Raw genomic sequence first — 24,881 nt, forward strand, 5'->3', positions numbered from 1 at the left:
GATTAAATGGTGCGCTCGGAGGGACTCGAACCCCCGACACCTTGGTTCGAAGCCAAGTACTCTATCCAGCTGAGCTACGAGCGCAATGGGTGATTTTTTATAAATCGTTGTGCTATTTTGGTCTATATCAGGAGGGTTGACCAAAATGGTGGGCCGTATAGGATTTGAACCTATGACACAGAGGTTAAAAGCCTCCTGCTCTACCAACTGAGCTAACGGCCCTCTACAGGGTATTCTTTATTTAAACTACTTTGTTGGTATCAGTTTATTAAACTGGTGGGCCGTATAGGATTTGAACCTATGACACAGAGGTTAAAAGCCTCCTGCTCTACCAACTGAGCTAACGGCCCTAAAGAGGCTGAAATCATACCGGATTAGCGAATAATTTCAAGTGTTTTATTGATTATTTTTGAATTAAATTTAATCTTTATGAAAATTTTACATGTAAGATGCTTTAAATGATTTAAAATTGACTGGATTTCGATTTAAAGAAAAAACCAACATCTTGCATCATCGTCTTTTTTATTGCTGCAGCAATAAACAATCTGCTTTATATGATGCAAGATGACTTTAAAATTGAAAATGCTCCACATGATAAGAGCTTAAGATATTTGGAAGTTGCTGTTGTCTTCATGACTTAATGCATTGTCATCCTGATCCTCATTACAATGAAAAGCGGCTCTTTGTTCTTGCATTGCTCGTCGTGCATCCTTGGTCTTATTACTTAATTTCTCTATTTCGTTTGAAGTTCCATTAAGACCATTTTGACTGTCGCTTTTTACTGAATGTATCCTCTCAATTGTAATATTTAGAGTAGCTTTGTTCATTGCGTCTCTAATTCCATTTAACCCACTAATGATAAACTCAGTTAGAGGCTTTAAGCCCAAACTGTTTTTAACTGCAAATCCTATTCCTTCCATTGTATAGGCTGTAGCAGAAACCACTGCTTTTAGCGGGTTATAGCCAATAGGGCCTAGCATGTCATTGATTCTTCTGCCAATTTCCTGTGTGGCATGCCCAACAGCAAACAATGCGCCACCGCCAATATACCCCAGGTTGCCAACGAAGCTGATTAATTCTTTTAGTAAGCTTAGTGCTGTATGAAGTACACTGGATAACAGAGCCTGGACTTCACCGGGATCCTGGATTTTGTATTGACGTCCGTAATTGTTTAATAATTTTTTCAGCATGAATGATAATTCTGAGGTGCTTGCTTGTTGTTCCATCTCTTTGTAATGGCTCTCAACGAGATCCAATATACCGTGATATTTTTCATCATTTGATAGGTTCTTATTATTAACCAATACATTAATTTCTTTAATAATTTTTTGTGCGCGTGCATCCTCTGTTCTTTCTCTAGAGAAATGCAAGAGCGATTTTTCTCTTTGATATTTAAAAATAAGACGATAAACATTCATTTCCAGTAGGGCTAATTTGTCTGGTGTTTTTTGATGTATCAAGTCATTGTTGATTAGATTCGGAAATAATTGAACTACAGTGGAACAGGGCTCTAAATGATAGAGTCCTCCTGGTGAACCAACGGTGATAATGCCATTAATTTCCTTTACCCCTCGGGATTGTAATCGTTCAAATAATTTAGGGTTTCTCTGTTTTAAGGAATTCAATTCATATTGAACTTGTTCCTGGGTTACATGACTGTCTTCAGGAAAGCGGATATCGAATTGATTTTGTTCAAATAAATAATTAAAGGTTTTAGGATAAGATATTTTAAAAAGCTCACGCTCTAATTGATTGATAAAAAAATCTGCATTTTTAACATAAAAATCCAAGTGGTTATTCAGAGATCTTTGTACTCTGGGAACGGGTATGCCATCAGTTAAATTTGTTTTCATCCCTGATTTCAGATAGGCATCTCGTTCTTCATGATACTTGCTGAATAGTTCGAGCAACTCCCGGGCAGTTGGATTTTGCGGTAAATCAGCTGGACTATTATAATTATTGCTGAAAACGATTTGTGGTATTTGGTCATTTTTAAATCGAGTTCCATGTTGGGTTAAAAATTGATGCATGGAATACCAGGCAATTTGAGGCCCGGAAGTCATTTGATCATTTTTAATTTTGGTGGTATCTGAATGATTACCATACATAGGCAACATGGATACTTTTGTAGTTTGTGGGGACTGAATAATGATACGGGTTAAATCCTGGGGTTTAAAATCGCGACGCATTTCATCCATTTGCAATACAGCAACATAATTTTTGACATTATCCGGGACTACACGCCCATCCATTACACTTTTATCGCTTAGTCCAGCTACTGGATCCATGAGAAACAGATTTAAATTAATGTTTTGCAATTGGGTTAATAGTTTTTTCTCTGAACTGTTTAAAGCTTTTCCTGCTCGCAGCAAACGCTGTTCTCTTGCCGCCAATGCCTCTTCTTGCCGTTTTAAAAGATTAGCAATATGAATTGAGGTTACTGAGCCACGACTAAATCCTGCCAGATTAATATTATTAGAATCATCTGTTTGGCTTTTTAACCAGCTAATAATGTGATTTGCTGCTCTGCGGGCATTTGCCTTAACTTCAGTACCTAATAAACTCGGACCATCTACATGAATGGAATGTTCCTGGTCGCAGGCTTTGGAAAATTGGGAAATGATATTATTTGTCTCTTGGTGATTCTCACCAGTCCCATAACAAAATACAGTAAATATACCCATGTTTTGCCCATACTGTCGCTATACTTGTAGTATAGATGTTATTTATAAAAGTTTGGTACAGAGATGTTGTTAGGGGTGCTGTTTATGGTTTAACTGGTGAGATCTTCTTCTGATGCTACAATTTTCCACCCTTCATATTCCATTTTTTTTCTCAGGGTTTGCAGATTCTGGCGTTTGGTTAGAATCAGCAGGGTATCTGAGCCTAATGCCCCGCAACCTTTTATTGCGATTATTTCAGAATTTGCTTTCAGGGCATTGATCATGTCCATGCTGTGTTCTGCAACCAAATTCAAACTTGATAGAATTTGGTGATAATGATTTATAGCATTGACTAATTGTTCACTATCCTGGTGTTCAAATGCCAGTTTTGCTTCATCAACCACAAGGGACATGTCATTTATTTGAGTTGGAAGGGCGGTATGCAAGAGATGTTGATGAGTTGCAAGCTTAACTCCGGTATGAAGGATCAGAAATGAAATATCCTTAAAAGGCCAATGGTAGGATTGCACGGTATTATTGAGCTTATTAATGTAGACACATCCTTTTCGAGCTTGAGCTATTACATCGTAGCCACTTGGTCTCAACCCTTCACCTGACCAGGAGCTTTGATAATATGCTTCCAACATCGATTGTTCATCAGGCATTTTCTGATGCACATGACATGTAGCCCAATAACTTCCAAGAAACTGGGCACTGGAGGCTCCAAGCCCACCGCGTTCTTGATAAGGGTCGTGCCACCTCAAGAATGTGTTTTTGCATTGAGCTTTACTCCACCATTTTCCTGCTGGCGACTCAGGGTGAATGGAGGATTGTTCTTCTCGGTCCGTTAATGAGAGTTCAAAACAGGGCGCAGTGGTGAGTATGATTGCAGAGCCTCCTGTTATTGCAACGTACTCGCCTAGTAAGAATGTTTTAGCCGGAATGAACCATTTCATAGAGCCACAGGAGCCTGTCTGATGGCTGCTAACAGGTCATGTGCATTATTAAGGCTGACTCTTTTGTTAGTATCCAGCCATTCCTGTAAACGCTCTTTGAGTATGGGCATTTCATCTTCCTCGGCACCAGCAACCAACAGCAGATTATCAATATGTAACTTCATATGGCCCTGAATGATGCCATCGGTGCATAATGCTTTAATTGCACCAAGGTTCTGAACAAGACCCACGGCTGCAATAACCTGAGACAGTTGGTTTGCAGAGCTAATATCCATCATTCTCAAGCACATTTTGGCTGTTGGATGCAGGGAAGTAACCCCACCAACAGTGCCTACTATGATTGGTGCGGTGAGTTCACCGGTCAGTACATCATCCTGATAACGCCATTTGGTAATTGCCTGATATCGTCCGGAGCGGGCTGCGTAAGCGTGTATGCCAGCTTCGACCGCTCGCCAATCATTACCGGTAGCAATTAAAACCGGATCAATACCATTCATTACGCCTTTGTTGTGAGTCGCTGCTCGATAGGGATCCATTTCCGCAAAAAGGGATGCCTCTTGCAGTTTGTGTCCTAAAACAGGATCAACATGGCGCAGGATTACTTGTGCAGTTGTTAATTTTTGGTCATTTAAATTAGATAGAATGCACATGGTGACTTCTTCACCAGTTAATTGTTCTATGGGAGACTTTAGGTATTCTAAAACCTGATTAACGATGTTTGCCCCCATGGCATCGCAACTATTCATGGTTAAATGAATAACAGCCATATCCAGGCCATCTTCTCTTTTTAAATGGCGTAATTGTAAATCAATAACTCCGCCACCTCGTTTTACCATATTCGCAGCAACATCTTCATTTGCTTTTTTTATAAGATTAAGGCGATTATCTTCAAAAATACGGGAAAATCGTTGAAGATCGTGAATTTTGGCTAACTGAATTTGTCCAATAATACAATCACCCTGTATTTTGGTATTGATTTCACCGTGTTGCCGAATCCATTTGGCTGATTTGGATAAAGCAGCAATAATCGATGTTTCTTCTACCGCTAAAGGGATTACGTAATCACGGCCATTGATATTAAAATTTGTGGCAACGCCCAAGGGCAGTTGAAAATATCCGATTACATTTTCAATCAATTTGTCTGCGAGATTCAGGTCTTTTATACCGCCTTGTTGAAGAAAGTCGATGTCCTCTGGAGTCATAGCTCCCAATTCTAATAACCTGTTAAAACGTTCTTGTCTGGATAGTTTTGAGAATCCACGAAATAATTCATTGGCATTGGAGACTAAAGACATACTTTCTCCTTTAAATCGCTAAGTATTTGACTACCCGTACAGAACATGGCGGTTTTTAACTCATATTCTATTGTAGCCATTTTGGTAAGCACGTGCTCTGTTGAGCTCAGCGCCGCTTCTAACATGGGTTTGGCAAATCCGACAGATATTGCACCGAGTGCGATTAACTTGGCTGCATCCAGACCATGGCGCACTCCTCCTGACCCCCAGATTTCAAAACGAGGATTTATTTGCATTGCATATTTAACACTTTGTAGTGTATCGATGCCCCAGTTCCTGAAGGTATTTGCCGTGTGGTGGCGAATTGAATTTTTATCCGCACGATGGCCTTCTATACGTCCCCAATGAGTACCGCCAACTCCGCTGACATCAACAGCTGCGACACCGGTTTCATTAAGGCGAGCAAGAGTATTTTGGGAAAAGCCACATCCAGTTTCTTTAATGATTACAGGGACTTCCAGACTTTTAACTAATTCGGTTAGAGCCTTCCAACATCCTTTAAACTCAGTCGTTCCTTCGGGTTGAATGGATTCTTGAAGTGGATTGCAATGAATAATTAATGCTTCTGCCTGCAGTGAGTCAATCAATCGCTGAATGGATGATAGGGGCGTATTGATTATTTGTGCAATTCCGAGGTTGCTGAATAATGTTGCCTCGGGAAAATCACGACGCAACGGTTTCCACTCAAAAGCGGCCTGGTTATCCGTCAGTTCTCTCCGTTGCGAGCCCACGCCCATTGCCCATTTCGATTCAGTGCAGGCTTCAATGAGTCTTCTGTTGATGTCTATGGCATTCGAATGACCTGCTGTCATGGAGCTGATAAAAAAAGGAGTTTCCACAAATTGATTAAATCGTTTGCTTTGAATGGAAATATCCTGAAAATTAATATCGGGCAGTGCTTCATGAATTAAAGAAAACTGATCGAATGGGTTTAATTCACTGCTTTGATTCGCAGGCATCAGGGCAAGTTCAATATGATCTCGTTTACGTTGTTCAAACTGGCTGTAGTCGTTTTGCATGCCTGAATTTAGTTTTGTGAAAAATAGGGTTGATTTTATCATAAAGAAAGAAACCAAACTACCTGATTTAAAATGTATCACCAGTCGTATGCGTCTATTGATGCTAAAAATACCGGAATGTAATGTGATTACGCTCCGGTATTTTGGTGATGTACTGCTTATCCAAATGTGCTGTTATCTATTACCAACGGTAATAGTATCGGTAGGGTCGATAATAACGATAGGGATAGTAGTAGCGATATGGGTGATAATATCGATAGGGGTAATAATATCGGTAAGGCCTATACCCATAATAAACATACCAGGAAACCTGAGTAGGGATGACTTTGGAAATGGGGGCATTTAATTCCCTTGAATCTGCTCTTGCCGGTGTTACTAAAACCAACGCACCAATGAGTAGCGATAAGAGTGCAAAGAGTCTGATTATCGAGGTGCTTTTAGGCGTGTAGTTATCCATGTTTAACTCCCAAACGCGTATACCTTTATTATTATAGTTCAATTTTTAGTCATGTGGCATGATATTGATAAATTGACGAAAGCTTATTTTGCTCTATGGATATACGTTTTACCGAGCATGATCAATCAACAGTGAGGATCATACAGGGACAAACCTTATCACATAAGGGTATAGCAAAATGGTTAATAGACCCTGATGATCGCCGATTTTATGTTTATTTAGAACGGATTAGTTGATAAAGGTATGAATACACAATTACGCTCATCCAGAGTATCCTTGCCTATAGCCTAAGTTTGTTATCTTGAGTCGAATGTTTTTCACTAGTAATAAAACATACAAATTCCTGATTTTAGGCCATTATGACGTACTTGTTACAAAAGTGACCAAAATTTTTACTTAATTTTTACTAAATGTCTGTTCTTTTTATGAAAAGTGGCGTACAATGTGAGCATTATTTGTTCATTGACTTTGAGGTAAAAAAATGGCCAGAAAAGATAAACGTGAAGCAGCCGCTTTTAAAAAAGCTCACGATGCACTTGAGAGAACGATTACAAGCTTGAGGGCGTGCAATTCATACGATCGATTACAAGCGATTTTACATTCAATCGATAAAGCGAAAAAAAGCACTCAAAGTCCTTATTCTCCACTAAAATTAACTCCACATCATCAATCCGATATAAATAGATTGAAAGCGACTATTGATTCTTTGATAAAAGAAAAGATTTTAGCATTTCCAGCGCCAGTTGTTCCTGTTGTGCAAGACGTTCCTGTTGAGGAAGCTCATGAATCGTCTGAGCAGTCACAACATGAAAACAACAATGTAGTGTTTGATGAAACCAGATTAAAAGATTTAAAAAATGTTTTTGATCAGATGTATATATTAAGACAGAAAATAGAGGAATTGCATACAAAAACTGAATATTATGTAGCTGAAAACAAAACGGTTAAAGTAGCTTCTTATCGCAAAGCCGTTGAGGCAGGTAGAGCACTTTATGATCAAATTCAATCATTGTGCACGCAGTATGCCAGGAAGGAAATTGATCTGGATGCATTTAAGCAGCAATCAACCGGTTTATTGAAGAATGATAATCCAAACGTCGCTGAGTTGAAAACTCATCGTGAGTATAAGGACGTGTTGGTCAATCTGTTAATCGCGCTTACTGGAGTGGGGCTTTTAGCTATTGCCGCAATGTCTGTTTATAACGGTCGTTTAACAATGTTCAAAACCAATACAGATTCTGGAAGCAAAATAGATGCGTTAAAAGACACTCTTGAACACGTTCAAACAACTGTAAATCCTAAGTAATTCCTCTGTGGTGAACTGCTCTGGTCGATCAAATTCGCAGAGCAGTTTGTTTTTGTCATGTTCACCTTCAGATTCATTTTGATGATGTAAAACAATCAGCACCTAATGATTAAAGAAATGACCTAATCGTTTTGCAGATGCGCGTAGTTCAAGTTGTTCTGTTTGATTATTTTCAATGACCGGTTTGAACCATCGTTGTTGCGCGGGATTGTAGTTAAAAATTTTCAGATTTTGATCTGCTGATTGCACCGTATCATTCAGTTGAAATGCCGCATTTAATGTATTTTGTGGTTTTGTGTCGAGGCTTTGGATTAATACCAATCCATTTTGCAGGGCTTGATAAAAGCGTGATACAGGACCTTGCAGGGCAGCAATGTGATCATAAATGACACCCGGTTGTGGTGCACCTCCAATGTCCTCAAGAGCCAGTTTTAATTCATTCATGTTCGTTACAAAAGATTTTTGTTTTTCGATTACTTTGAGCATGATATCAATTAATTTTATATTTTTTGTTCGCTCTAATGCTTTTTTCTTATCAAGAACCTGGTTGAGTTGATTGTGGGCAATCATTCGGAGTAATGAGTCAACAAGCTGGTTCAGCATGGTTAATACATACTGCAAATCATCGCTTCCTAAAGCAAAAGCCAATCGCTCCCTGTTTATCAAATCAGAATGTTGCGGTTCAATCCCAAGTAATTGCAGGAGATATTGTTGCAAACCGGATAGTTGATATAAGGCATTTTGAGTATCCAGCCTGTATTGTAATACCAGTTGCATGGTGCGTATAACGTCAGGATCATTCAGGGGTTGTGCATTGGTTTGATCCCATCCACGCATAAATCCTTCCAGAAGTTGGTTGGATTCATTTAAATTCTGTTCTGCTTGATCAATCAGCTTCTGTTGGTCGTTTATAAGCATTTTAATTAATCTGAAGAATGAATAATATTATGGTACCATGATTTATTAGTTTTGCGGATTCTGGGTTTTATGTATGATGTTAGCACTATTTAATTTTAAATATAGACTATGGAACAAATAAGCGCTCAAATTGTATTTGATAAGGATGAAGCCAAGTTTCAATGCTCGGGTGCATGGTCTGTTTTGGCACTTGATGGTTTGACAAAAAAATTCAAAGCAAGTGAGCTGCCAAAATCACAAAAAGTGGTTATAAACGGTGATTCCATAAGCCATTTTGATAGTGCAGGTGCCTTGGCCTTGATGAAATGCGTTGATGAGCTTAAAGAAAGGGATAATCAGATTGAATTGACCCATTTCTCTGAAGCCCAAAATCAACTCCTGCAATTGGTCGAATCAAAACGTGACAGCCTGACTTATCAGATCCCGCCCCAACCTCAAGAGGGTATGCTGTATCAAATAGGTAAAGAAGCTGAAAATAAATTATTTCAGGTCGATGGTCTGATTATTTTAATTGGTGATTTGAGCACCAAAATTTTTCAAGCCTTGGGGAATTGGCGGCGGTTTCAATTACCCAGTATTGTATCGAATATCGATTCAGCGGGCCTTAAAGCATTGCCCATCGTGGCATTACTTTCATTTCTGATTGGTGTGGTTCTGGCGTATCAAATGGGCTTGCAGTTAGCCACTTATGGGGCAAATATATTTATTGCCTACTTATCGGGAATGGCTATTTTTCGGGAGTTTGCTTCGTTAATTACCGCGATTATTGTTGCCGGAAGAACCAGTTCGGCATTTACTGCCCAGATAGGCAGTATGAAAATTAATGAAGAAGTTGATGCCTTGTTGACTATGGGACTTTCTCCAACTGAATTACTTGTAGTTCCCAAGGTTATTGGGTTGCTTATCGTGTTCCCATTATTAATATTTTGGTCTGATATCTTTAGCATCTTTGGGGCAATGATTATGTCCAAACATATGTTGGGGATTGGGTTTGACGACTTTTTGGTTCGTTTAAAAAATGATGTTGGACTTTCTCAGTTGATGCTCGGGTTGTATAAAGCACCTGTCTTTGCTTTGTTGATTGCTTTAGTCGGTTGTTTTCAAGGGTTTAAGGTAGAAGCAACTGCTGACAGTATAGGCAGTCAAACTACCAAGAGCGTAGTTCAGGCATTATTCCTGATTATCATCGCAGATGCAGCTTTTTCGGTCATATACAGCTGGATGGGACTCTAGATGGGTGAACCGGTTATCGAAATCAAAGGATTGAAAAATTATCTTGGTGGTCAATGGGTGCATACTGATGTGAACCTGACTGTGGAACAAGGTGAAATACTGGCGATAATTGGCGGTTCCGGAAGCGGCAAGACAACCATATTGCGAAGTTTGTTGATGTTATTGAAACCTACTGCTGGTAGTATTAAAGTATTCGGTGAGGATGTCTTGAATCTTGATCCGGAAAAGGCATTTTTGCTTCGTCGGCGATGGGGCATGCTGTTCCAGCATAGCGCTTTATTTTCAGCCATGACCGTTTTGGAAAATGTGATGTTTCCGATGAGGGAGTTTACCAATCTGGATCGGGAATTTATTGAACAACTGGCTCGGTTGAAAATATCCTTGGTTGGATTGCCTAATGAAGCAGCTGGCAAATTGCCTTCGGAGTTGAGTGGTGGAATGCAAAGAAGAGCCGCAGCAGCACGAGCGATTGCCATGGATCCTGAATTATTGTTTCTGGATGAACCGACCACCGGATTAGATCCACGAGGCGCCAGGTTATTTGATGACCTGGTGGTTTTTTTAAGGGATTCTTTAAATCTGACTATTGTCATGATCAGTCATGATATAGAATCGTTAAAAAGAACTACTGACAGAGTAGCATTTGTTGGTGATGGGAAAATTCTCAGTGTGGAACCTATTAACGAATTAATGAAGAATAAAAACCCGTTGATTGCTGATTATTTCAGCAAATTTTAAGATACATACTGGATACAGTATCAACATAGAGGACAGGTTACTTGGAATCAAAAACCAATTACACCATAGTCGGTCTCACCGTACTTATTTTGATGGCGGCACTTTTGTCCACAGCATTGTGGTTGTCTGTTGGCTTTAATCAGAAAGTATATTCTTTTTATACGGTCTATCTTCGTGAATCGGTTTCAGGACTAAGCGAGGAATCACCTGTAAAATATAACGGGGTACAGGTTGGTTTTGTTAAAAAAATTAAATTGAACATAGACGATCCTCGTCAAGTTGAATTAACCTTGAGTATCGAAAAAGGCATCCCCATAACGACCAGCACTTCCGCTACTTTAATTTCACAAGGGATAACCGGTGTGACCTTTATTGGATTATCTGCAGGTTCTTCTGATTTGACCCCTCTCCAAAAAATGCCGGGAGAACCCTATCCAGTTATTCCTGCAAAACCATCATTATTCAATCAATTGGATACTATATTGAAGGAAGTCTCTGAAAACGTGAGCAAGGTTAGCGACCAGGCGCAGCGTATTTTTAATGAGGAAAATGCAGCCTATGTTCGTAATACTTTATCGAATATCGACAAGTTTTCAGAAGTGATGGCATCCAACAGTAAAAATATTGACAACAGCCTTAAAAGTGCAGATGTATTTTTGGCCAACATGGCTAAAGTCAGCAAAGACTTTCCAAACATACTCAATGAGTTAAAGATTGGCGTTAAAAAGTTTAATGCAATGGCGGACGACATCAGTGTTGCCGGCAAGAGCGTATCTAAAACCATGAATGCAGGAAAAGTTGCGGTGGATAAAATTTCGCAACAGACACTTCCGCCCGCAGTTCTGTTGTTACGCCGATTGAATACTATATCAGCTAATCTTGAAAAGGTTAGTAATGAAATGCGCCAAAATCCATCGGTAGTGATCCGTGGAACCAAACCACCTGAACCTGGCCCTGGAGAATAGCCATGAGAATACTCAGTATTTTTATTTTGAGTCTGGGACTTATCAGTTGCTCTCCAGTTAAAACGCCCGTGACCAGCGAGTACCAGTTGAGTTCGTTCAGTGCTAAACAATGGGTTGCAAAACCGCGACATGTTTCTATTTTAGTGACTGCACCAGAAGCTGTTGCCGGATTTCAGACTGAACAAATGATGTATATTAAAAAGCCTTATCAATTAGAGGCGTTTGTAAAAAATGCCTGGACGTCACCTCCAGCAGACATGCTGTTTCCTTTGTTGGTACAAAGCCTGCAAAGAACGGGTTATTTTTATGCAGTAACTTCAAGTCCTTATAGCGAAGAAGCGGATTATCGTCTGGATACTCAATTATTAACCTTGCATCAGAATTTTTTGAAAAAACCCAGCGTGCTTGAATTCGATGTAAAAGTAGTTTTGACACGAACTTCAGACAATAAAGTAATAGGCTCACGTATTATTAGTCAACAAATCCCCTGTTTGGCAGATACTCCCTATGCAGGTGTGGTAGCCGCAAACAAAGCCTCTTTACAGTTCACTGTAAAAGCAGTCGATTTTGTTATTTCGCATATAAAAACTGACTCAGTAATAGCCAAAAAATAAAAAGAATTGTACAATGGCCCTCCATAAACATTATGTGTGATTTTTAATAATAAAAAGAACTAAAGGAGATTGAGGATGAAAGCCGGATCATTATATAAACTGGGACTGCTTATAGCGAGTGTACTGTTAGTTGCTTCTTGTTCCAAAACACCAGGCAGTGCTGATGGTGCCGCATTGAGTGATGGTGATGCTTCTGCTCAGGGCTTAGGTCAAATGACCCATTTCGCTGGACAGGAACCAGGTGAATCCTATACTACCCAGGCTCCACATAATCAGTTGTATCTGTTCTCTTACGATGACAGTACTTTAGCATCCAAATATTTGCCTTCTGTTAATGCGCAGGCTGAATATTTGAAAACCCATTCAGGTGCTCGTGTTTTACTGGCTGGTCATACTGATGAACGCGGTAGCCGTGAATACAACGTTGCTTTAGGTGAGCATCGTGCAAATACTGTTGCTGACATTTTATTTATGGCTGGAGTCAGCAGACAACAAGTTCGTGTAGTGAGCTACGGTAAGGAGCGACCTGCAAATTACGGCCATGATGAAGCATCACACGCTCAAAACCGACGTGTTGAGTTTACCTACGAGGCAACAAGATGATTCAATGCAAAAAAACCATTATCGCTGCTTGTTTTACAGTTATGCTCCCTCTGACCTCTTGGTCAGAGGCACCTGTGGTAGATGATAGTGACAATTTTGCAATTATTGATGGACAACAGATGGCTGATGACTCTTCTGTTGTCAATCCAAAGTACGATGATCCCCAAATTGAAAATGCTGAACTGGATGGACCTCGGAACCAGAGATATTCAATGGATGATTCATCCTCTGATGACGGTCCGGCATTGGTTAAAGACGATCAATCCAGTGATACAAACAATATAAATAACAATGCCAAATTAATAGAAAAGATATTGAGCCTTCAGCAGGAAGTTCAGGAGTTGCGTGGTCAACTTGAAGTTCAGGCACATGATTTAAAATTATTGCAACAACAACAGATTGCATTTTATAAAGATTTGGATGCTCGATTAGGTAATGCTGCGGGTAAATCGGTTCAGAATAAACCAATAACTGATCTCAGCGCAGGCTCCAATCCATCTTCCGTACAAACGAACTCATCAAACAGCGCTCAAAATAAACCAGTGGCAACTCCAATCAAAAACAAACCTGTGGTCGCTGTCTCACGAGCTAACCCGGCAGACGAACAAATCAGCTATTTAGCTGCATACGAATTAGTAAAAAATAAGCGTTATGATGATGCCATAGGCGCCATGCAAACCTTTGCCCAAAAATACCCGAATGGTGGTTACACTGCAAACGCAGAATACTGGCTTGGTGAATTGTATCTGGTAAAAAGAGAATATCCTAAAGCGATAGAACATTTTGAAACAGTACTACAACGTTTCCCATCATCCAGCAAATCAGCAGCAAGTTTGTTAAAATCGGGATATGCATTCGCTGCAAAAGGGGATACTCAGGAAGCAAAACGAAGATTTCAACAAGTGGTAAAGACGTATCCTGGAACTCCAACTGCTCAATTAGCTCAATCCAAACTGGACGCACTATAATTTTTATGAAACGCCTTAATAATCAATTGAGAATAACGGAAATATTCCATTCATTACAAGGAGAGTCAGTTACTGTGGGTTTACCCACGGTGTTTGTCCGCTTAACAGGTTGCCCATTACGATGCCAATATTGCGATACCGCCTATGCGTTTAACGGTGGATCGGTTCAAGAAATGGATGATATTCTGGAAACTATCGCCTCCTACAAATGCAATCGAGTGTGCGTTACTGGTGGCGAACCACTGGCTCAACCGGGTTGTCTCTCACTAATAGAACGCTTATGTGAGAAGGATTATCAGGTCTCCATAGAAACGAGTGGTGCCCGCGATATTTCAGAAGTAGACTCTCGTGTGATGATCGTGATGGATTTAAAAACTCCTGATTCGTTGGAAGTGGATAAAAATCTGTTTGCTAATCTGGATTATTTAAAACCTACCGATCAAATCAAATTTGTTTTGTGCAGCCGTAAAGATTATGAATGGGCCTGTGATTTGATAAAAGAACATCGTTTGGCAGAACGTGTTCAATTGCTGTTTTCGCCCAGCTGGAATCAACTGAACCCTACCGATCTCGCTAACTGGATCGTGGAAGATAATCTCCCCGTTCGTTTTCAGCTACAATTACATAAGATTTTATGGAATGATGCACCCGGTCATTGACCGCAAGGAGAACTTCTATGCATTGGCTTGCTCAGGCACCTTCTAATATTGCTTTGATTAAATACATGGGTAAAAAGGATGGAAATTCAAACCTGCCTGATAATTCTTCATTGTCCTATACCTTAAATCATCTGTTAACTACAGTTAAACTGGAACAAATCCCAACTAAAAAAGACATGTGGGAGCCGCTCAATATACCTGGTGCACCAGAGTTTAAATTGTCTGCAGCCAGTCAGAAAAGATATACAGAGCATCTCGGCAGGATAAAAGATTATTTCGGTTATACGGGAGGTTTTTTAATCCAATCCAGTAACAACTTTCCACACAGCAGCGGATTGGCCAGTTCAGCATCCAGTTTTGCAGCATTAACAAAGTGCGCTGCCAATGCACTCAGCGAATTAACCAATAAACCTTTGCCCTCTATTGATGAGCAAGCTCAACTCAGTCGGTTAGGATCGGGTTCTTCATGCCGTTCTTTTTATTCCCCATGGGCACTTTGGAAAGAGAATGAGGTTAAAGCCATTGATCTGCCTTATAACAATCTGATTCATCAGGTTATCGTGGTCAGTAGCGAGGAAAAAAAGGTATCTTCCAGCGAGGCACATCAACGAGTGAAATCAAGTCCTTTTTATGCGGATAGACATGTAAGAGCGGAAGAAAATCTGAGATTATTGCTTGACGCATTTATGGTTAAAGATTGGCAAAGTATTTATTCTATTTGTTGGCGTGAATTTCAGGACATGCATAACTTATTTAGTTCATGTGAACAACCATTTTCCTATATGTCTCCGCATTGTTTGGAAATTTTAAAAATCCTTGAGGCCAACTGGAAAAAAGAAGGGGATGGGCCAATTGTGACAATGGATGCAGGCCCTAACATTCATTTACTGTATCGTCCTGAGCAAGAAGACCAGGCACGTCAATTTAAATCACAATATTTGTTGGGTAACTACGATGTTTTATGATTTTGAAACAACGACCTATGGTAAATGGATTCTCGCTGGAGAGCATGCGGTAGTTAGAGGGCACGAGGCTTTGGTTTTTCCTATTAAGGAACGGCAGTTAAAACTGTACTACAGTGCTCAATCACCTTCATTGAGTGCTGATTACACAGGAACGAGTGGCCAGGACATGCATTTATTGTTTTGGAGTGTCCTGGAACAAGGCATGAAGTTATTAGGCCGTTCTTTGAATCAAATAGGCGGCCACTTTGAATTGGTGAGTAATATTCCTGTTGGTGTCGGAATGGGGGCTTCTGCTTCTCTTTGTGTTGCAATGAGCCGATGGTTTTGCGCACAAAATTTGGTTGAAGAAAGCCAAATCAATCAATTTGCCAAAGAATTGGAACATCTCTTTCATGGAAAAAGCAGTGGACTTGATATTGCAGGAGTTTCTGCTGAAGAAGGAGTTCATTTTAAAGGAGGGGAATGCAGCCCATTAAAACAAAAAATAAAGCCACAGTGGTATTTGTCCTCGTGCGGTCAAATTGGAATTACCTCTCATTGCATTCAGCAGGTTCAAAACCTTTGGAATACAAATCCTGTATTAGCTCAAAAAATTGATCGGGAAATGGTTGATGCTGTTCAACAATCCCGAATTGCGCTTGAATCCGGTGGTGACGATTCAATTACTCTTTTGGCTAAGGCAATGAATAAAGCGGCGAACTGCTTTTTTCAATGGGGTCTGGTTAGTGAAAGTTTGCAACAGCATATGAATACTTTGTTTGATGATGGTGCAATCGCGGTGAAGCCAACGGGCTCAGGCGGCGGGGGATTTGTTTTAAGTCTCTGGGACAAACAACCCTCTGGATTTCAGGAATTTATTGCAGTTTAATCGATGTACAGACTACAGTGCTCTGGAAATTTTGATACTGTGAAGTATTAGAGGGGTACCTTGAGTGCTACTCGAAATCAAAGCGCTTCGAAGCATCAGGTTTTGCTAATCAACAAATTGATAATAAACCTCATACTCTTTAATCATCCCTAACTCGGATCGAGCTTGTTCTTCAAGAGCTTGATCACCGCGTTTTAATTCTTTAATGTCCGCTTCCAGCGCTCTGTTGCGAGCAGCCAATTTTTTATTTTCACGCTGATGATCTTCCAGTTTCTTTTCGAGATTAATCCATTGAATAACATTTCCATCACCCAGCCAAAGCTTATGTTGTAAAACAACCAAAGCAATTATCAGGATGATGAATATAGGGCGCATGGTATTTGCCTATTAATGTATCTATTAATATTGTATTCCCTTATGACCGGATGGGGCAATATCTGGTAGAAGTAATTATGTATTTAATTTGTTTATAATTGATAAATGAAATAGTTCATGACGTTAAATTAGCGAGAGGAGGGTTCTTCATTAGCAAAATGATAGTGCCAGATTGTTTTTGTTTTTTTCAATAAATGCTCATCATAAAGCTTTGATAGAGTTTCAAAATCAGTGTTCAGGATAACGAAAAAAAAACCGTCATTCTGAGTGATATGCTGAATCGTTAGCACCTCTTCAATTTGCAGTCTTGTTCTAAGGAAATTCCGCGGTCAAAGCCGCGGAAATTCGAAGCATGGTCATGCGAATTCCCGCCGCTTTGACCTCGGGATCCACTGGGTTAAGCCAATACTCTGATCAAGAGACAGAGTGAGATGAACGATCTCTTGAGGGTATTGCATGACCACATGTTAAAAAATCTCAATGTTATCGTAAAAATATCGATTTTCCAGCATAAGGTAGATCAGCCGTTTCATTAATACGCAGTAATTGATTGTATTTGGCTGTTCGGTCGGTACGGCATAAGGAGCCGGTTTTAATTTGTCCACATCCTGTAGCTACAGCGAGATCCGCTATAAAGGTATCCTCAGTTTCACCAGAACGATGTGACATAACACAAGTATAGCCGTTTTGCTGTGCTAATTTAATGGCTTGTCGTGTTTCACTTAACGTACCGATTTGATTGACTTTAATCAAAATGGAATTAGCGATCTGCTGAGCAATTCCTTCTTGTAGAATTTTGGGATTCGTTACAAAGAGATCGTCTCCAACCAGCTGTATTTTTGAACCAAGTCGTTCCGTTAAATGCTTCCATCCTGCCCAATCCTTTTCATCCAGGCCGTCTTCTATGCTGACTATCGGGTAACTTGCCACCAGATCAGCATAATAATCAATCAATTGAATTGAATTAAATTTCTGACGTTCTGAAGCCATATGATAATTGCCTTCATCATATAATTCTGATGCAGCGACATCTAAAGAAAATACAATATCCTCACCCAGTCGGTAACCTGCTTTTTCAACAGCCTCACTAAGCATATCCAATGCCTGTCGATTGGATTTTATATCCGGAGCAAAACCACCTTCATCTCCCACCGATGTATTTAACCCCTGTTTTTTAAGCACGGATTTAAGAATATGAAAAATTTCGGCACCCATACGAATCGCTGTTGGAAAATCAGGCGCACCCACAGGCATAATCATAAACTCTTGAATATCTACATTGTTATCCGCGTGTGCTCCGCCATTTAATATATTCATCATTGGCACTGGCATGGACATTGTTTCGCCATGATTCAAAAGGGTATATAGGGCTTTATTTTGATAGATTGCATTAGCTCTGGCGCTTGCCAGGGATACGGCAAGGATCGCGTTTGCACCCAGACGGGATTTATTTTCTGTCCCATCCAGATCACACAGGACACGGTCCAGTTGTTCCTGATCATCAACACAAGCTCCCTTTAGCACCTGATTTATTTCAGTATTAACATGCGAAACGGCTTTAAGTACTCCTTTCCCGTTATAACGTTTTAAATCATTATCTCTCAACTCACAGGCTTCTCGAGTTCCAGTAGAAGCTCCGGATGGAACGCTTGCTCTTCCTATCATTCCATTGCTTAAAATCACATCTGCTTCAACCGTAGGATTTCCACGGGAGTCTAAAAGTTCACGTGCTTGGATTTTGGCTATTTGCATATTCATTCCTGATTGTGATTAAAATAATTAAATCGAAACAGCACCAAGGTCAAGTAAGGCATTCGCCAGAGGAACCAAAGGTAAACCAAGAATCGTGTCTTCATTTCCTTGTACTTCCTTAAATAACCATTTACCTTGGCTTTCATATTGGTAAGCACCACAGCTATGGTACGGATGTTCATTGTGTAAATAAGCTTCGATGTTCCTTTCGCTTAGGCAGTGGAGCGTTAGATAAGCTATTTCATGATGTTGCCATAATACGTGATTGTCTTTTGCGATACAAAGACAGGAAATTTGTTGGTGTTTTTTTCCGCTTAACAAACGCAGATGCTCAATTGCTCTTTGATGATTCAGTGGTTTATCCAATATCCTTTTATCTATAACGCACAATTGATCCGCTGCAATAACGTAATGATCCGGGTATTGTTTACTTACTGCTAGTGCTTTAGTGATTGCCAGGGTAATTCCTAAATCAGGCAGGTTGCTGGATTGATGGCTCTTTTTAATCGCTTCTTCATCGCAATGGGAAGGTATAATTAAAAATTCCAGTCCAAGGGAGTGGAGTAATTTTTGCCTGATAGAAGATCCTGATGCCAGAATCAAAGGTTCTTGTTGCAAAAATCTAGACATAAATAGCTACCGATGCCATCAGGAGAAAGCCTATAATAACGAAGCTGAAATCAGTAAGATTACAGCAACGCTCTACCATGACGCAACGCTCCAATCCATGCAACGTTCCCAAGTAGAGAAAGGTTCCCGCTGAGGCGGCTATTAATATAGGATCGAAGAGAGAGCGGGTTTCCATTCCATGGCCGAAAAACCAGCCAAGATAGATTCCTAACGGCGTCATGAAGCTGAACAAAATAAAAAAGATCATGCTTTTATTGGTAGTCATGGAACTTTTGTTTAATTGAACTGCAATGGCAAAACTCTCTGCCCATTTATGCGTGATTATAGCTAAAAAGAGCATGATTATCATGGAGTTATAATGAGCTAGTCCTAGCGCAGCCCCCAACATTACAGAGTGTACTGAAAGCATGGCCCAGGCCAAAATAGCAAAAGCAGGATGTTCGGAGCTGTGATGGTGATACAGTTCCTTTCCTAAATGTTCAAACCATAAAAAAATCAGGAATACAGCGCCTGTAATAATAAAGGCAAATGGATAGTCATAGCCCATGCTTTTAAATAAAGAGTTTGACTCGGGTAGCATATGAAGCAACGCAGCTCCCAAAAACACCCCTGTAGCCAAAGTTTCACCGATAGGGAAATCGATATGTTTATCGTCTTTAATTCGCTTTCTAAATGGGTACCAGCCTGCAATAAGTATGACAATAAAAATGGATATGGCGAAAATAATTTTTAAACCCGTAGCCGAAAACATGAAGTATTCCTACTTTATTATGAGTTATATCTCTGTATGCCATCCTATACCGAAAAAGAGGGTACAGTCAGGGATGTTACAAAAGGAGTATGATATCCCAATTGCTGATTAATTTACCAGATCCTATTTGCTGTGATGCATTATTTCATGCAAGCTTAATAATCGTACCTCTTCAATATCTGCTTGCAGTTTTAACGCAAGAATAATTCGATCATGTAATTCCTGCCATTGAGCAAAGTCTTCCGTACACGCAATATCAATACTGATTTTTCCATCTAAATAATGCAAGTTCCAAAACAGGATTTGTGGAAAATCAATATGCACTTCATTCAATAACTGTTCTTGAATGACTGACCGGCTGGGCAAATGCAATGAAGGACTGCACACTTCATCGTCTTCCGGATCGACATGAACAATGACGTCCTGAACGCTGGCAATTTGCTCGACTAGAGCCCGATGTACGTGTTGCGCTATATAATGACCTTCTGAAACGGATATTTTAGGTGAGACCAGTATATGGACGTCAATCAAAACATCATTACCCATGAAACGGCTACGTAATTGATGTATTTTTTGTACGCCGTCAATACTTTGAATGACCTGTTCAATTTGGGATAACAATTCAGAGTCTACAGCCGTATCAACCAGTTCCTTTACGCTATTCCAACCATAATCCCATCCCATTTTAACAATCATCAAACCTACGATAATTGCAGCTACCGCATCCAGATAAACAAATCCAGCCAAGCTACCAATAAGGCCGATCAATACAACTATTGATGATGCAGCATCAGAACGATGATGCCAGGCATTTGCAGTAATTAATGGTGAGTTGATGCGCTTCCCAATGAGTTTTGTATAATGAAAAAGCAGTTCGTTGGCTATGATGGAGCAGCATATTATAGGTAAAGACAGCCAATTGGGCATGGTATGTGTCGAGTTAATTAGCTCATCCAGGGCATCCCATGCAATTCCAAATCCTGCGAGTATGAGTAATTGTGCTAATAGCAGAGTGGCGGCAGTTTCAATGCGTTGATGACCGTAGGGATGTGTGTCGTCAGCATCAAGGCTTCCATATTTTGAAGCAAACAGCACCATGACATCAGTGATTAAATCCGAAAAAGAATGCACACCATCAGCTACCAGAGCATGAGAATGGTAGACGATACCGCCAATTAATTTAATGAACCCGAGTAGTGCGTTTACTAATGCTCCAATCAAGGTCACTTTTTTGGCCTGCCAATACCTATCGTTTTGTATCATTATTAATCCTTCTCAGGTCAACATTAAAATGACATTGGATTCTTTATAAAAGCGCATCATATCATGATATCAGCTGGGGAGGAGAATTTTGACTTTTAGACCTCGCTACGTGTTTCTGGGCGCTCGTATTGTTCATCTGTCATCCCTGAGTTCGCTCACTTGTGTCCGGGGATATTGAGCTTCTTTCGATCCCATCTCGAGACGTTCACCTGAATGAGCGCACTTTTGCGCGCAAGTATTGACCCCCCCTCACCCTAAACCTTCTCCCCAGAGCACATTGGTAAGTTCTGATGCATGTGAAAAATGAACTGATTTTACAGGGTATTCTAAGTACTACTCACAGGGTTATCCACAGATTTTGTGGATAAATGAGTTGCGTAATTACTGTTCAAAAAAATACAAAAGTCCTTATCCAAGGAGGATAATATGAAACACCTAAGCGTTATTTTGGTTAGAGTGAAAATTGAGGGAGGATTTTTTATCCACAGGAAATTGGTGGATATGTATAAAATAAACTTGTGTATCTTAGCAAAGAAATAATTAAAAAACAGTCTTGACATTCATATTATTGAAACTATTTTTTATCCTTGTAAAAACTGTTCAAAATGACCTAACCACCGCTGAGTAATGGCTCGGGCGATTTCAGGTCTTTCAGCCAGTAATTGTTTCGCTATGGGTGGCAAAAGTGCAATTAGTGATTTATCTCGTTGTAAATTAGCTAATTTAAATTGCCTGTAACCGGTTTGCTTCGTTCCTAATAATTCCCCCGCGCCTCTGAGCTCCAGGTCTTTTTCTGAAATGATAAACCCATCATGAGTGGAACGCATGACTTTTAGGCGCTCTGAACCGTTTTGCGATAAAGGGCTTTGATAGAGAAGAAGGCAATGCGATTGAGCATTACCTCGACCCACTCGACCTCGTAATTGATGCAATTGTGATAATCCTAGCCTTTCTGCATTTTCTATAATCATTAGACTGGCATTAGGAACGTCTACCCCAACTTCAATAACTGTAGTCGCGACCAGTAAATCAATTTCTCCTGATTTAAATGCAGCCATAGTCGCTTCTTTTTCCAAAGATTTCATTTGCCCATGAACTAATCCTACCCGTACAGATGTTAATTGTTCTTGTAATTTTTGGGCTGTTTCTGTTGCTGCCATGCATTGTAATTTTTCTGATTCTTCAATTAATGTGCACACCCAATATGCTTGCCGGCCGCTGGCTATTCCAGCCCGCAATCGTTCAATAATTGCCTCTCTTTTTTCCTGATTTAGTACAGCTGTACTCACTGGAGTTCTTCCGGGGGGAAGTTCATCAATAATCGAGATATCCAAATGGGCAAAATGGGTCATGGATAAGGTTCTGGGAATAGGGGTCGCAGTCATAAGCAGTTGATGTGGAATTAATTGATCCTTTTGTCCTTTTTGCTGCAATAGCAAACGTTGCTCTACTCCGAATCGATGTTGCTCATCAATGATCACAAGACCCAATTGTGAAAATTCGACGTCCTCCTGGAATAAGGCATGTGTTCCAATAATCAGTTGGCATGTGTTATCTCCAAGAGCAGTTAATGCTTTTCTTCGCTCGGCAGCCTTCATTTTACCGCTTAGACGCAATACGGAACAATTTAAGGGCTCTAGCCAGCTGCGCAAGGTATTAAAATGTTGCTCACTTAAGAGATCTGTAGGGGCCATCAGAGCTACTTGAAACCCTTGGGCTATTGCCTGAAGCGCAGCCAGGGCCGCGATCACGGTTTTACCTGATCCTACATCCCCCTGAACGAGGCGCAGCATGGGTTTGGTTTGACTTAAATCCAGAGCTATTTCTTTAGAAACCCGTTGTTGTGCCTGGGTCAGGCCAAAGGGAAGGGCGCTTAAAAAATGAGTTGTTAATTCGTTATTGACTGGTATGCATGGAGCACGCAGCTGACTGCGGGATAACCTCGCGAATTGCATGCTTAATCGTTGCGCCAGTAACTCATCGAATACTAATCGTTTTAGCGCAGGATGTTCTCCAATTTCCAAAGCGTGTAATGAAGTTTCTGGAGGGGGATTATGTAATAATTTGATGGCAAAACCCAGATTGGGGAAATGATGTTCCTGAAGTTGATGTTCGCTCATCCATTCCAGCTTATGAAGCTCCTCTTCGCAACGCGCCAAGGCAATCTGTACCAATTGCCGTAATCGGGTTTGGGTTAAGCCCTGCGTGGTCGGGTAAATAGGCGTTAATGTTTCATTGACCCGAAACTCAGCATCTTGATCAAGTAGTTGGTATTCTGGATGGATCATTTCCAAATGATTATTGAATTCGCGAACTTCACCGAAAGCATGAATTGTTCCGCTGTTATTCAAAGCAGCGACTTGTTGTTTGTTAAAATGAAAAAATCGTAGTTTTACTACTCCTGTTTTATCTTCTACGAAGCAATTCAGCATCATTCTCTTGCCGTATTTGATCTCTGTCTTGCATACATGGCCTGAAATGACGCACCAGTCATTGGAGCGTAAATCCTGAATTGGTGTTATTCTGGTTCTGTCCTGGTAGCGATAGGGTAAGTGAAACAGCAGATCGTGCACTGTAAAAATGCCGCATTTGGCGAGTTTTGCCGCAAGGGTTGGGCCTACGCCAGCTAAGTATTCACAAGAGTTGAACAGCACGGTATTATTATTCTGTAAAAAAATGAATGATAACAGGAAAATACATGCTTTGCGACTGAGCCAGAACTTATGAACATTTCGAGGTCCGGGTAGAAGGAATTTTTAATGAGGGCGTTTTAGATACGTCTTGTGAGCATCAATCAAGAATGGGAGTTCAACAGAATGAGCCGCATCATACATTTTACGGCAGCACTAATTTTAGTCTGGATATGTGGCTATTTATTAATCGCAGGTCGTGGGTTATTGATACCTATAGTGATTTCAATATTTATCTGGCATTTATTGAATACCATAAACAGCGGGATGCAGAGGATCCCTTTTGTAGGATTTCGATTTCCAAACTGGATCAGTATGATTTTGTCCCTTATTGTTGTTGCAGTTATGGTGAAAATATTACTTAACATCATCAGCAATAACGTGAATGATGTGATCGAGGCAGCACCTCGCTATCAGGACAATTTAATCGCGATTTTTAATAATCTGGAAAAGCGATTCCACATTAAAGCCTTTGCTGACTTTGATAGCATCATTAAGAATTTAAGCATTCAATCTATGGTTCTTAATATTTATAGTGTGTTTACAACGTTAACCAGTTCGGCTGTTTTAATTTCCTTGTATGTTGTTTTTCTTTTTGTAGAACAACATTATTTCAGTCAAAAAATGGATGCATTTTTCCCTCAGAAAGAGCACAGAAAACTCGTAAAAAATATTGTTTCTCATATTACAAAAGACACACAAACCTACCTTGGTATTAAAACTTTATTAAGTTTTATTACGGCAACTGCCAGTTGGCTCATTATGAAATGGGTGCATTTGGACTTTGCTGAATTTTGGGCTTTATTAATTTTCTTTTTAAACTACATTCCCAATATAGGCGCAATTGTGGCTACTGCATTTCCTGCGGCTTTGGCTTTGATTCAATTTGAAAGTTGGTGGCCGTTTGTAGAAGTTACCTCAGGAATCGTGACGATCCAGTTTATTGTAGGAAATTTTCTCGAACCCAGATTGTTGGGAAAATCACTGAATTTAAGCCCTTTGATCATCTTGTTTGCTTTAGGTTTGTGGGGAGCCATCTGGGGGATTCTGGGGATGTTTTTATCAGTGCCTATAACCGTCATGATGATGATAGTATTTGCTCATTTTGATTCGACCAGGCCAATAGCTATTTTATTATCTCAGGATGGCCATATTAATAAGTCTTATGAGGCGATTGATTAATTTAACTTTAT

23 protein-coding genes and 3 tRNA genes are annotated in these 24,881 nt (G+C 40.1%); 11 read left to right on the plus strand and 15 right to left on the minus strand.

Annotated features, from left to right (window positions below; translation table 11 throughout):
* Window positions 1–7: 7 nt before the first annotated feature.
* The 8 genes from G543_RS0115000 to G543_RS18815 all read right to left on the minus strand — a co-directional run bounded on the left by G543_RS0115000 (window position 8) and on the right by G543_RS18815 (window position 6,390).
* Window positions 8–84, minus strand: a tRNA-Arg gene (locus G543_RS0115000).
* Between the two features lie 62 nt (window positions 85–146).
* Window positions 147–222 (minus strand) — tRNA-Lys (locus G543_RS0115005).
* A gap of 52 nt (window positions 223–274) precedes the next feature.
* A tRNA-Lys gene (locus tag G543_RS0115010) sits at window positions 275–350 on the minus strand.
* Between the two features lie 252 nt (window positions 351–602).
* Entirely contained in the window at window positions 603–2,684 is a 2,082-nt protein-coding gene (locus G543_RS0115015) for a DUF5621 domain-containing protein (protein WP_028385245.1), read from the minus strand.
* Between the two features lie 89 nt (window positions 2,685–2,773).
* A complete protein-coding gene (locus G543_RS0115020; RefSeq protein ID WP_028385246.1) occupies window positions 2,774–3,619 on the minus strand; it encodes a mevalonate kinase family protein in 846 nt (281 codons plus the stop codon).
* Entirely contained in the window at window positions 3,616–4,914 is a 1,299-nt protein-coding gene (locus tag G543_RS0115025) for a hydroxymethylglutaryl-CoA reductase, degradative (RefSeq protein WP_028385247.1), read from the minus strand. The genes G543_RS0115020 and G543_RS0115025 overlap by 4 nt, the downstream gene beginning before the upstream one ends.
* Window positions 4,905–5,933: a type 2 isopentenyl-diphosphate Delta-isomerase gene (gene fni / locus G543_RS0115030; RefSeq protein ID WP_028385248.1), complete on the minus strand. Its 1,029-nt coding sequence runs from the start codon at window positions 5,931–5,933 to the stop codon at window positions 4,905–4,907. The genes G543_RS0115025 and fni overlap by 10 nt, the downstream gene beginning before the upstream one ends.
* Before the next feature lie 181 nt (window positions 5,934–6,114).
* Window positions 6,115–6,390: a hypothetical protein gene (locus tag G543_RS18815; RefSeq protein ID WP_081675696.1), complete on the minus strand. Its 276-nt coding sequence runs from the start codon at window positions 6,388–6,390 to the stop codon at window positions 6,115–6,117.
* Between the two features lie 481 nt (window positions 6,391–6,871).
* On the opposite strand from G543_RS18815, the gene G543_RS0115040 reads away from it, so the two are divergent.
* Window positions 6,872–7,696, plus strand: coding sequence for a hypothetical protein (locus G543_RS0115040; RefSeq protein ID WP_028385249.1), 825 nt, complete (start codon window positions 6,872–6,874; stop codon window positions 7,694–7,696).
* 102 nt (window positions 7,697–7,798) lie between these two features.
* Here the strand turns inward: G543_RS0115040 and G543_RS0115045 are convergent, their stop codons facing one another.
* On the minus strand, window positions 7,799–8,614 hold the full coding sequence (locus G543_RS0115045) for a hypothetical protein (protein ID WP_035922524.1): 816 nt from the start codon (window positions 8,612–8,614) through the stop codon (window positions 7,799–7,801).
* 108 nt (window positions 8,615–8,722) lie between these two features.
* On the opposite strand from G543_RS0115045, the gene G543_RS0115050 reads away from it, so the two are divergent.
* The 9 genes from G543_RS0115050 (at window position 8,723) to G543_RS0115090 (ending at window position 16,227) form a co-directional block, all read left to right on the plus strand.
* Window positions 8,723–9,847 carry an MlaE family ABC transporter permease gene (locus G543_RS0115050; protein WP_028385251.1) on the plus strand — a complete coding sequence of 375 codons (1,125 nt, stop codon included), beginning with the start codon at window positions 8,723–8,725 and terminating at the stop codon, window positions 9,845–9,847.
* Complete coding sequence (locus G543_RS0115055) at window positions 9,848–10,585, plus strand: ABC transporter ATP-binding protein (protein ID WP_028385252.1); 738 nt, start codon at window positions 9,848–9,850, stop codon at window positions 10,583–10,585. It begins immediately after the preceding gene.
* A gap of 41 nt (window positions 10,586–10,626) precedes the next feature.
* Window positions 10,627–11,550: an MlaD family protein gene (locus G543_RS0115060; protein ID WP_028385253.1), complete on the plus strand. Its 924-nt coding sequence runs from the start codon at window positions 10,627–10,629 to the stop codon at window positions 11,548–11,550.
* Window positions 11,551–11,552: 2 nt separating this feature from the next.
* On the plus strand, window positions 11,553–12,164 hold the full coding sequence (locus G543_RS0115065) for an ABC-type transport auxiliary lipoprotein family protein (protein ID WP_028385254.1): 612 nt from the start codon (window positions 11,553–11,555) through the stop codon (window positions 12,162–12,164).
* 75 nt (window positions 12,165–12,239) lie between these two features.
* Entirely contained in the window at window positions 12,240–12,767 is a 528-nt protein-coding gene (pal, locus tag G543_RS0115070; RefSeq protein ID WP_028385255.1) for a peptidoglycan-associated lipoprotein Pal, read from the plus strand.
* Window positions 12,764–13,735 (plus strand): tol-pal system protein YbgF, encoded by a 972-nt coding sequence (gene ybgF / locus G543_RS0115075; protein ID WP_028385256.1) that lies wholly within the window; start codon window positions 12,764–12,766, stop codon window positions 13,733–13,735. Before pal ends, ybgF begins: the two co-directional genes overlap by 4 nt.
* 5 nt (window positions 13,736–13,740) lie before the next feature.
* Window positions 13,741–14,394, plus strand: a complete 654-nt coding sequence (queE, locus tag G543_RS0115080; protein WP_028385257.1) for a 7-carboxy-7-deazaguanine synthase QueE — start codon at window positions 13,741–13,743, stop codon at window positions 14,392–14,394.
* Between the two features lie 17 nt (window positions 14,395–14,411).
* Window positions 14,412–15,359 carry a GHMP family kinase ATP-binding protein gene (locus G543_RS0115085; protein ID WP_028385258.1) on the plus strand — a complete coding sequence of 316 codons (948 nt, stop codon included), beginning with the start codon at window positions 14,412–14,414 and terminating at the stop codon, window positions 15,357–15,359.
* Window positions 15,349–16,227 (plus strand): mevalonate kinase family protein, encoded by an 879-nt coding sequence (locus G543_RS0115090; protein ID WP_028385259.1) that lies wholly within the window; start codon window positions 15,349–15,351, stop codon window positions 16,225–16,227. The genes G543_RS0115085 and G543_RS0115090 overlap by 11 nt, the downstream gene beginning before the upstream one ends.
* Window positions 16,228–16,332: 105 nt before the next feature.
* Here the strand turns inward: G543_RS0115090 and ftsB are convergent, their stop codons facing one another.
* The 6 genes from ftsB to recG all read right to left on the minus strand — a co-directional run bounded on the left by ftsB (window position 16,333) and on the right by recG (window position 23,652).
* Window positions 16,333–16,602, minus strand: coding sequence for a cell division protein FtsB (gene ftsB / locus G543_RS0115095; RefSeq protein WP_028385260.1), 270 nt, complete (start codon window positions 16,600–16,602; stop codon window positions 16,333–16,335).
* 483 nt (window positions 16,603–17,085) lie between these two features.
* Window positions 17,086–18,360: a phosphopyruvate hydratase gene (gene eno / locus G543_RS0115100; protein ID WP_238584773.1), complete on the minus strand. Its 1,275-nt coding sequence runs from the start codon at window positions 18,358–18,360 to the stop codon at window positions 17,086–17,088.
* Window positions 18,361–18,381: 21 nt separating this feature from the next.
* On the minus strand, window positions 18,382–18,984 hold the full coding sequence (locus G543_RS0115105; RefSeq protein WP_028385262.1) for a Maf family protein: 603 nt from the start codon (window positions 18,982–18,984) through the stop codon (window positions 18,382–18,384).
* Window positions 18,977–19,735 (minus strand): ZIP family metal transporter, encoded by a 759-nt coding sequence (locus G543_RS0115110; protein WP_028385263.1) that lies wholly within the window; start codon window positions 19,733–19,735, stop codon window positions 18,977–18,979. Before G543_RS0115110 ends, G543_RS0115105 begins: the two co-directional genes overlap by 8 nt.
* 123 nt (window positions 19,736–19,858) lie before the next feature.
* Window positions 19,859–20,998, minus strand: a complete 1,140-nt coding sequence (locus tag G543_RS0115115) for a cation diffusion facilitator family transporter (RefSeq protein WP_028385264.1) — start codon at window positions 20,996–20,998, stop codon at window positions 19,859–19,861.
* Between the two features lie 581 nt (window positions 20,999–21,579).
* Window positions 21,580–23,652 (minus strand): ATP-dependent DNA helicase RecG, encoded by a 2,073-nt coding sequence (gene recG, locus G543_RS0115125; protein ID WP_028385265.1) that lies wholly within the window; start codon window positions 23,650–23,652, stop codon window positions 21,580–21,582.
* 162 nt (window positions 23,653–23,814) lie between these two features.
* Between recG and G543_RS0115130 the strand changes: the two genes are divergently transcribed.
* The gene (locus G543_RS0115130) at window positions 23,815–24,870 is read left to right on the plus strand and encodes an AI-2E family transporter (RefSeq protein WP_028385266.1); all 1,056 of its coding nucleotides are present in this window, start codon (window positions 23,815–23,817) and stop codon (window positions 24,868–24,870) included.
* Window positions 24,871–24,881 lie beyond the last annotated feature (11 nt).

The sequence above is a fragment of the Legionella moravica DSM 19234 genome, assembly GCF_000423305.1.
GTDB classification, from domain to species: domain Bacteria; phylum Pseudomonadota; class Gammaproteobacteria; order Legionellales; family Legionellaceae; genus Legionella; species Legionella moravica.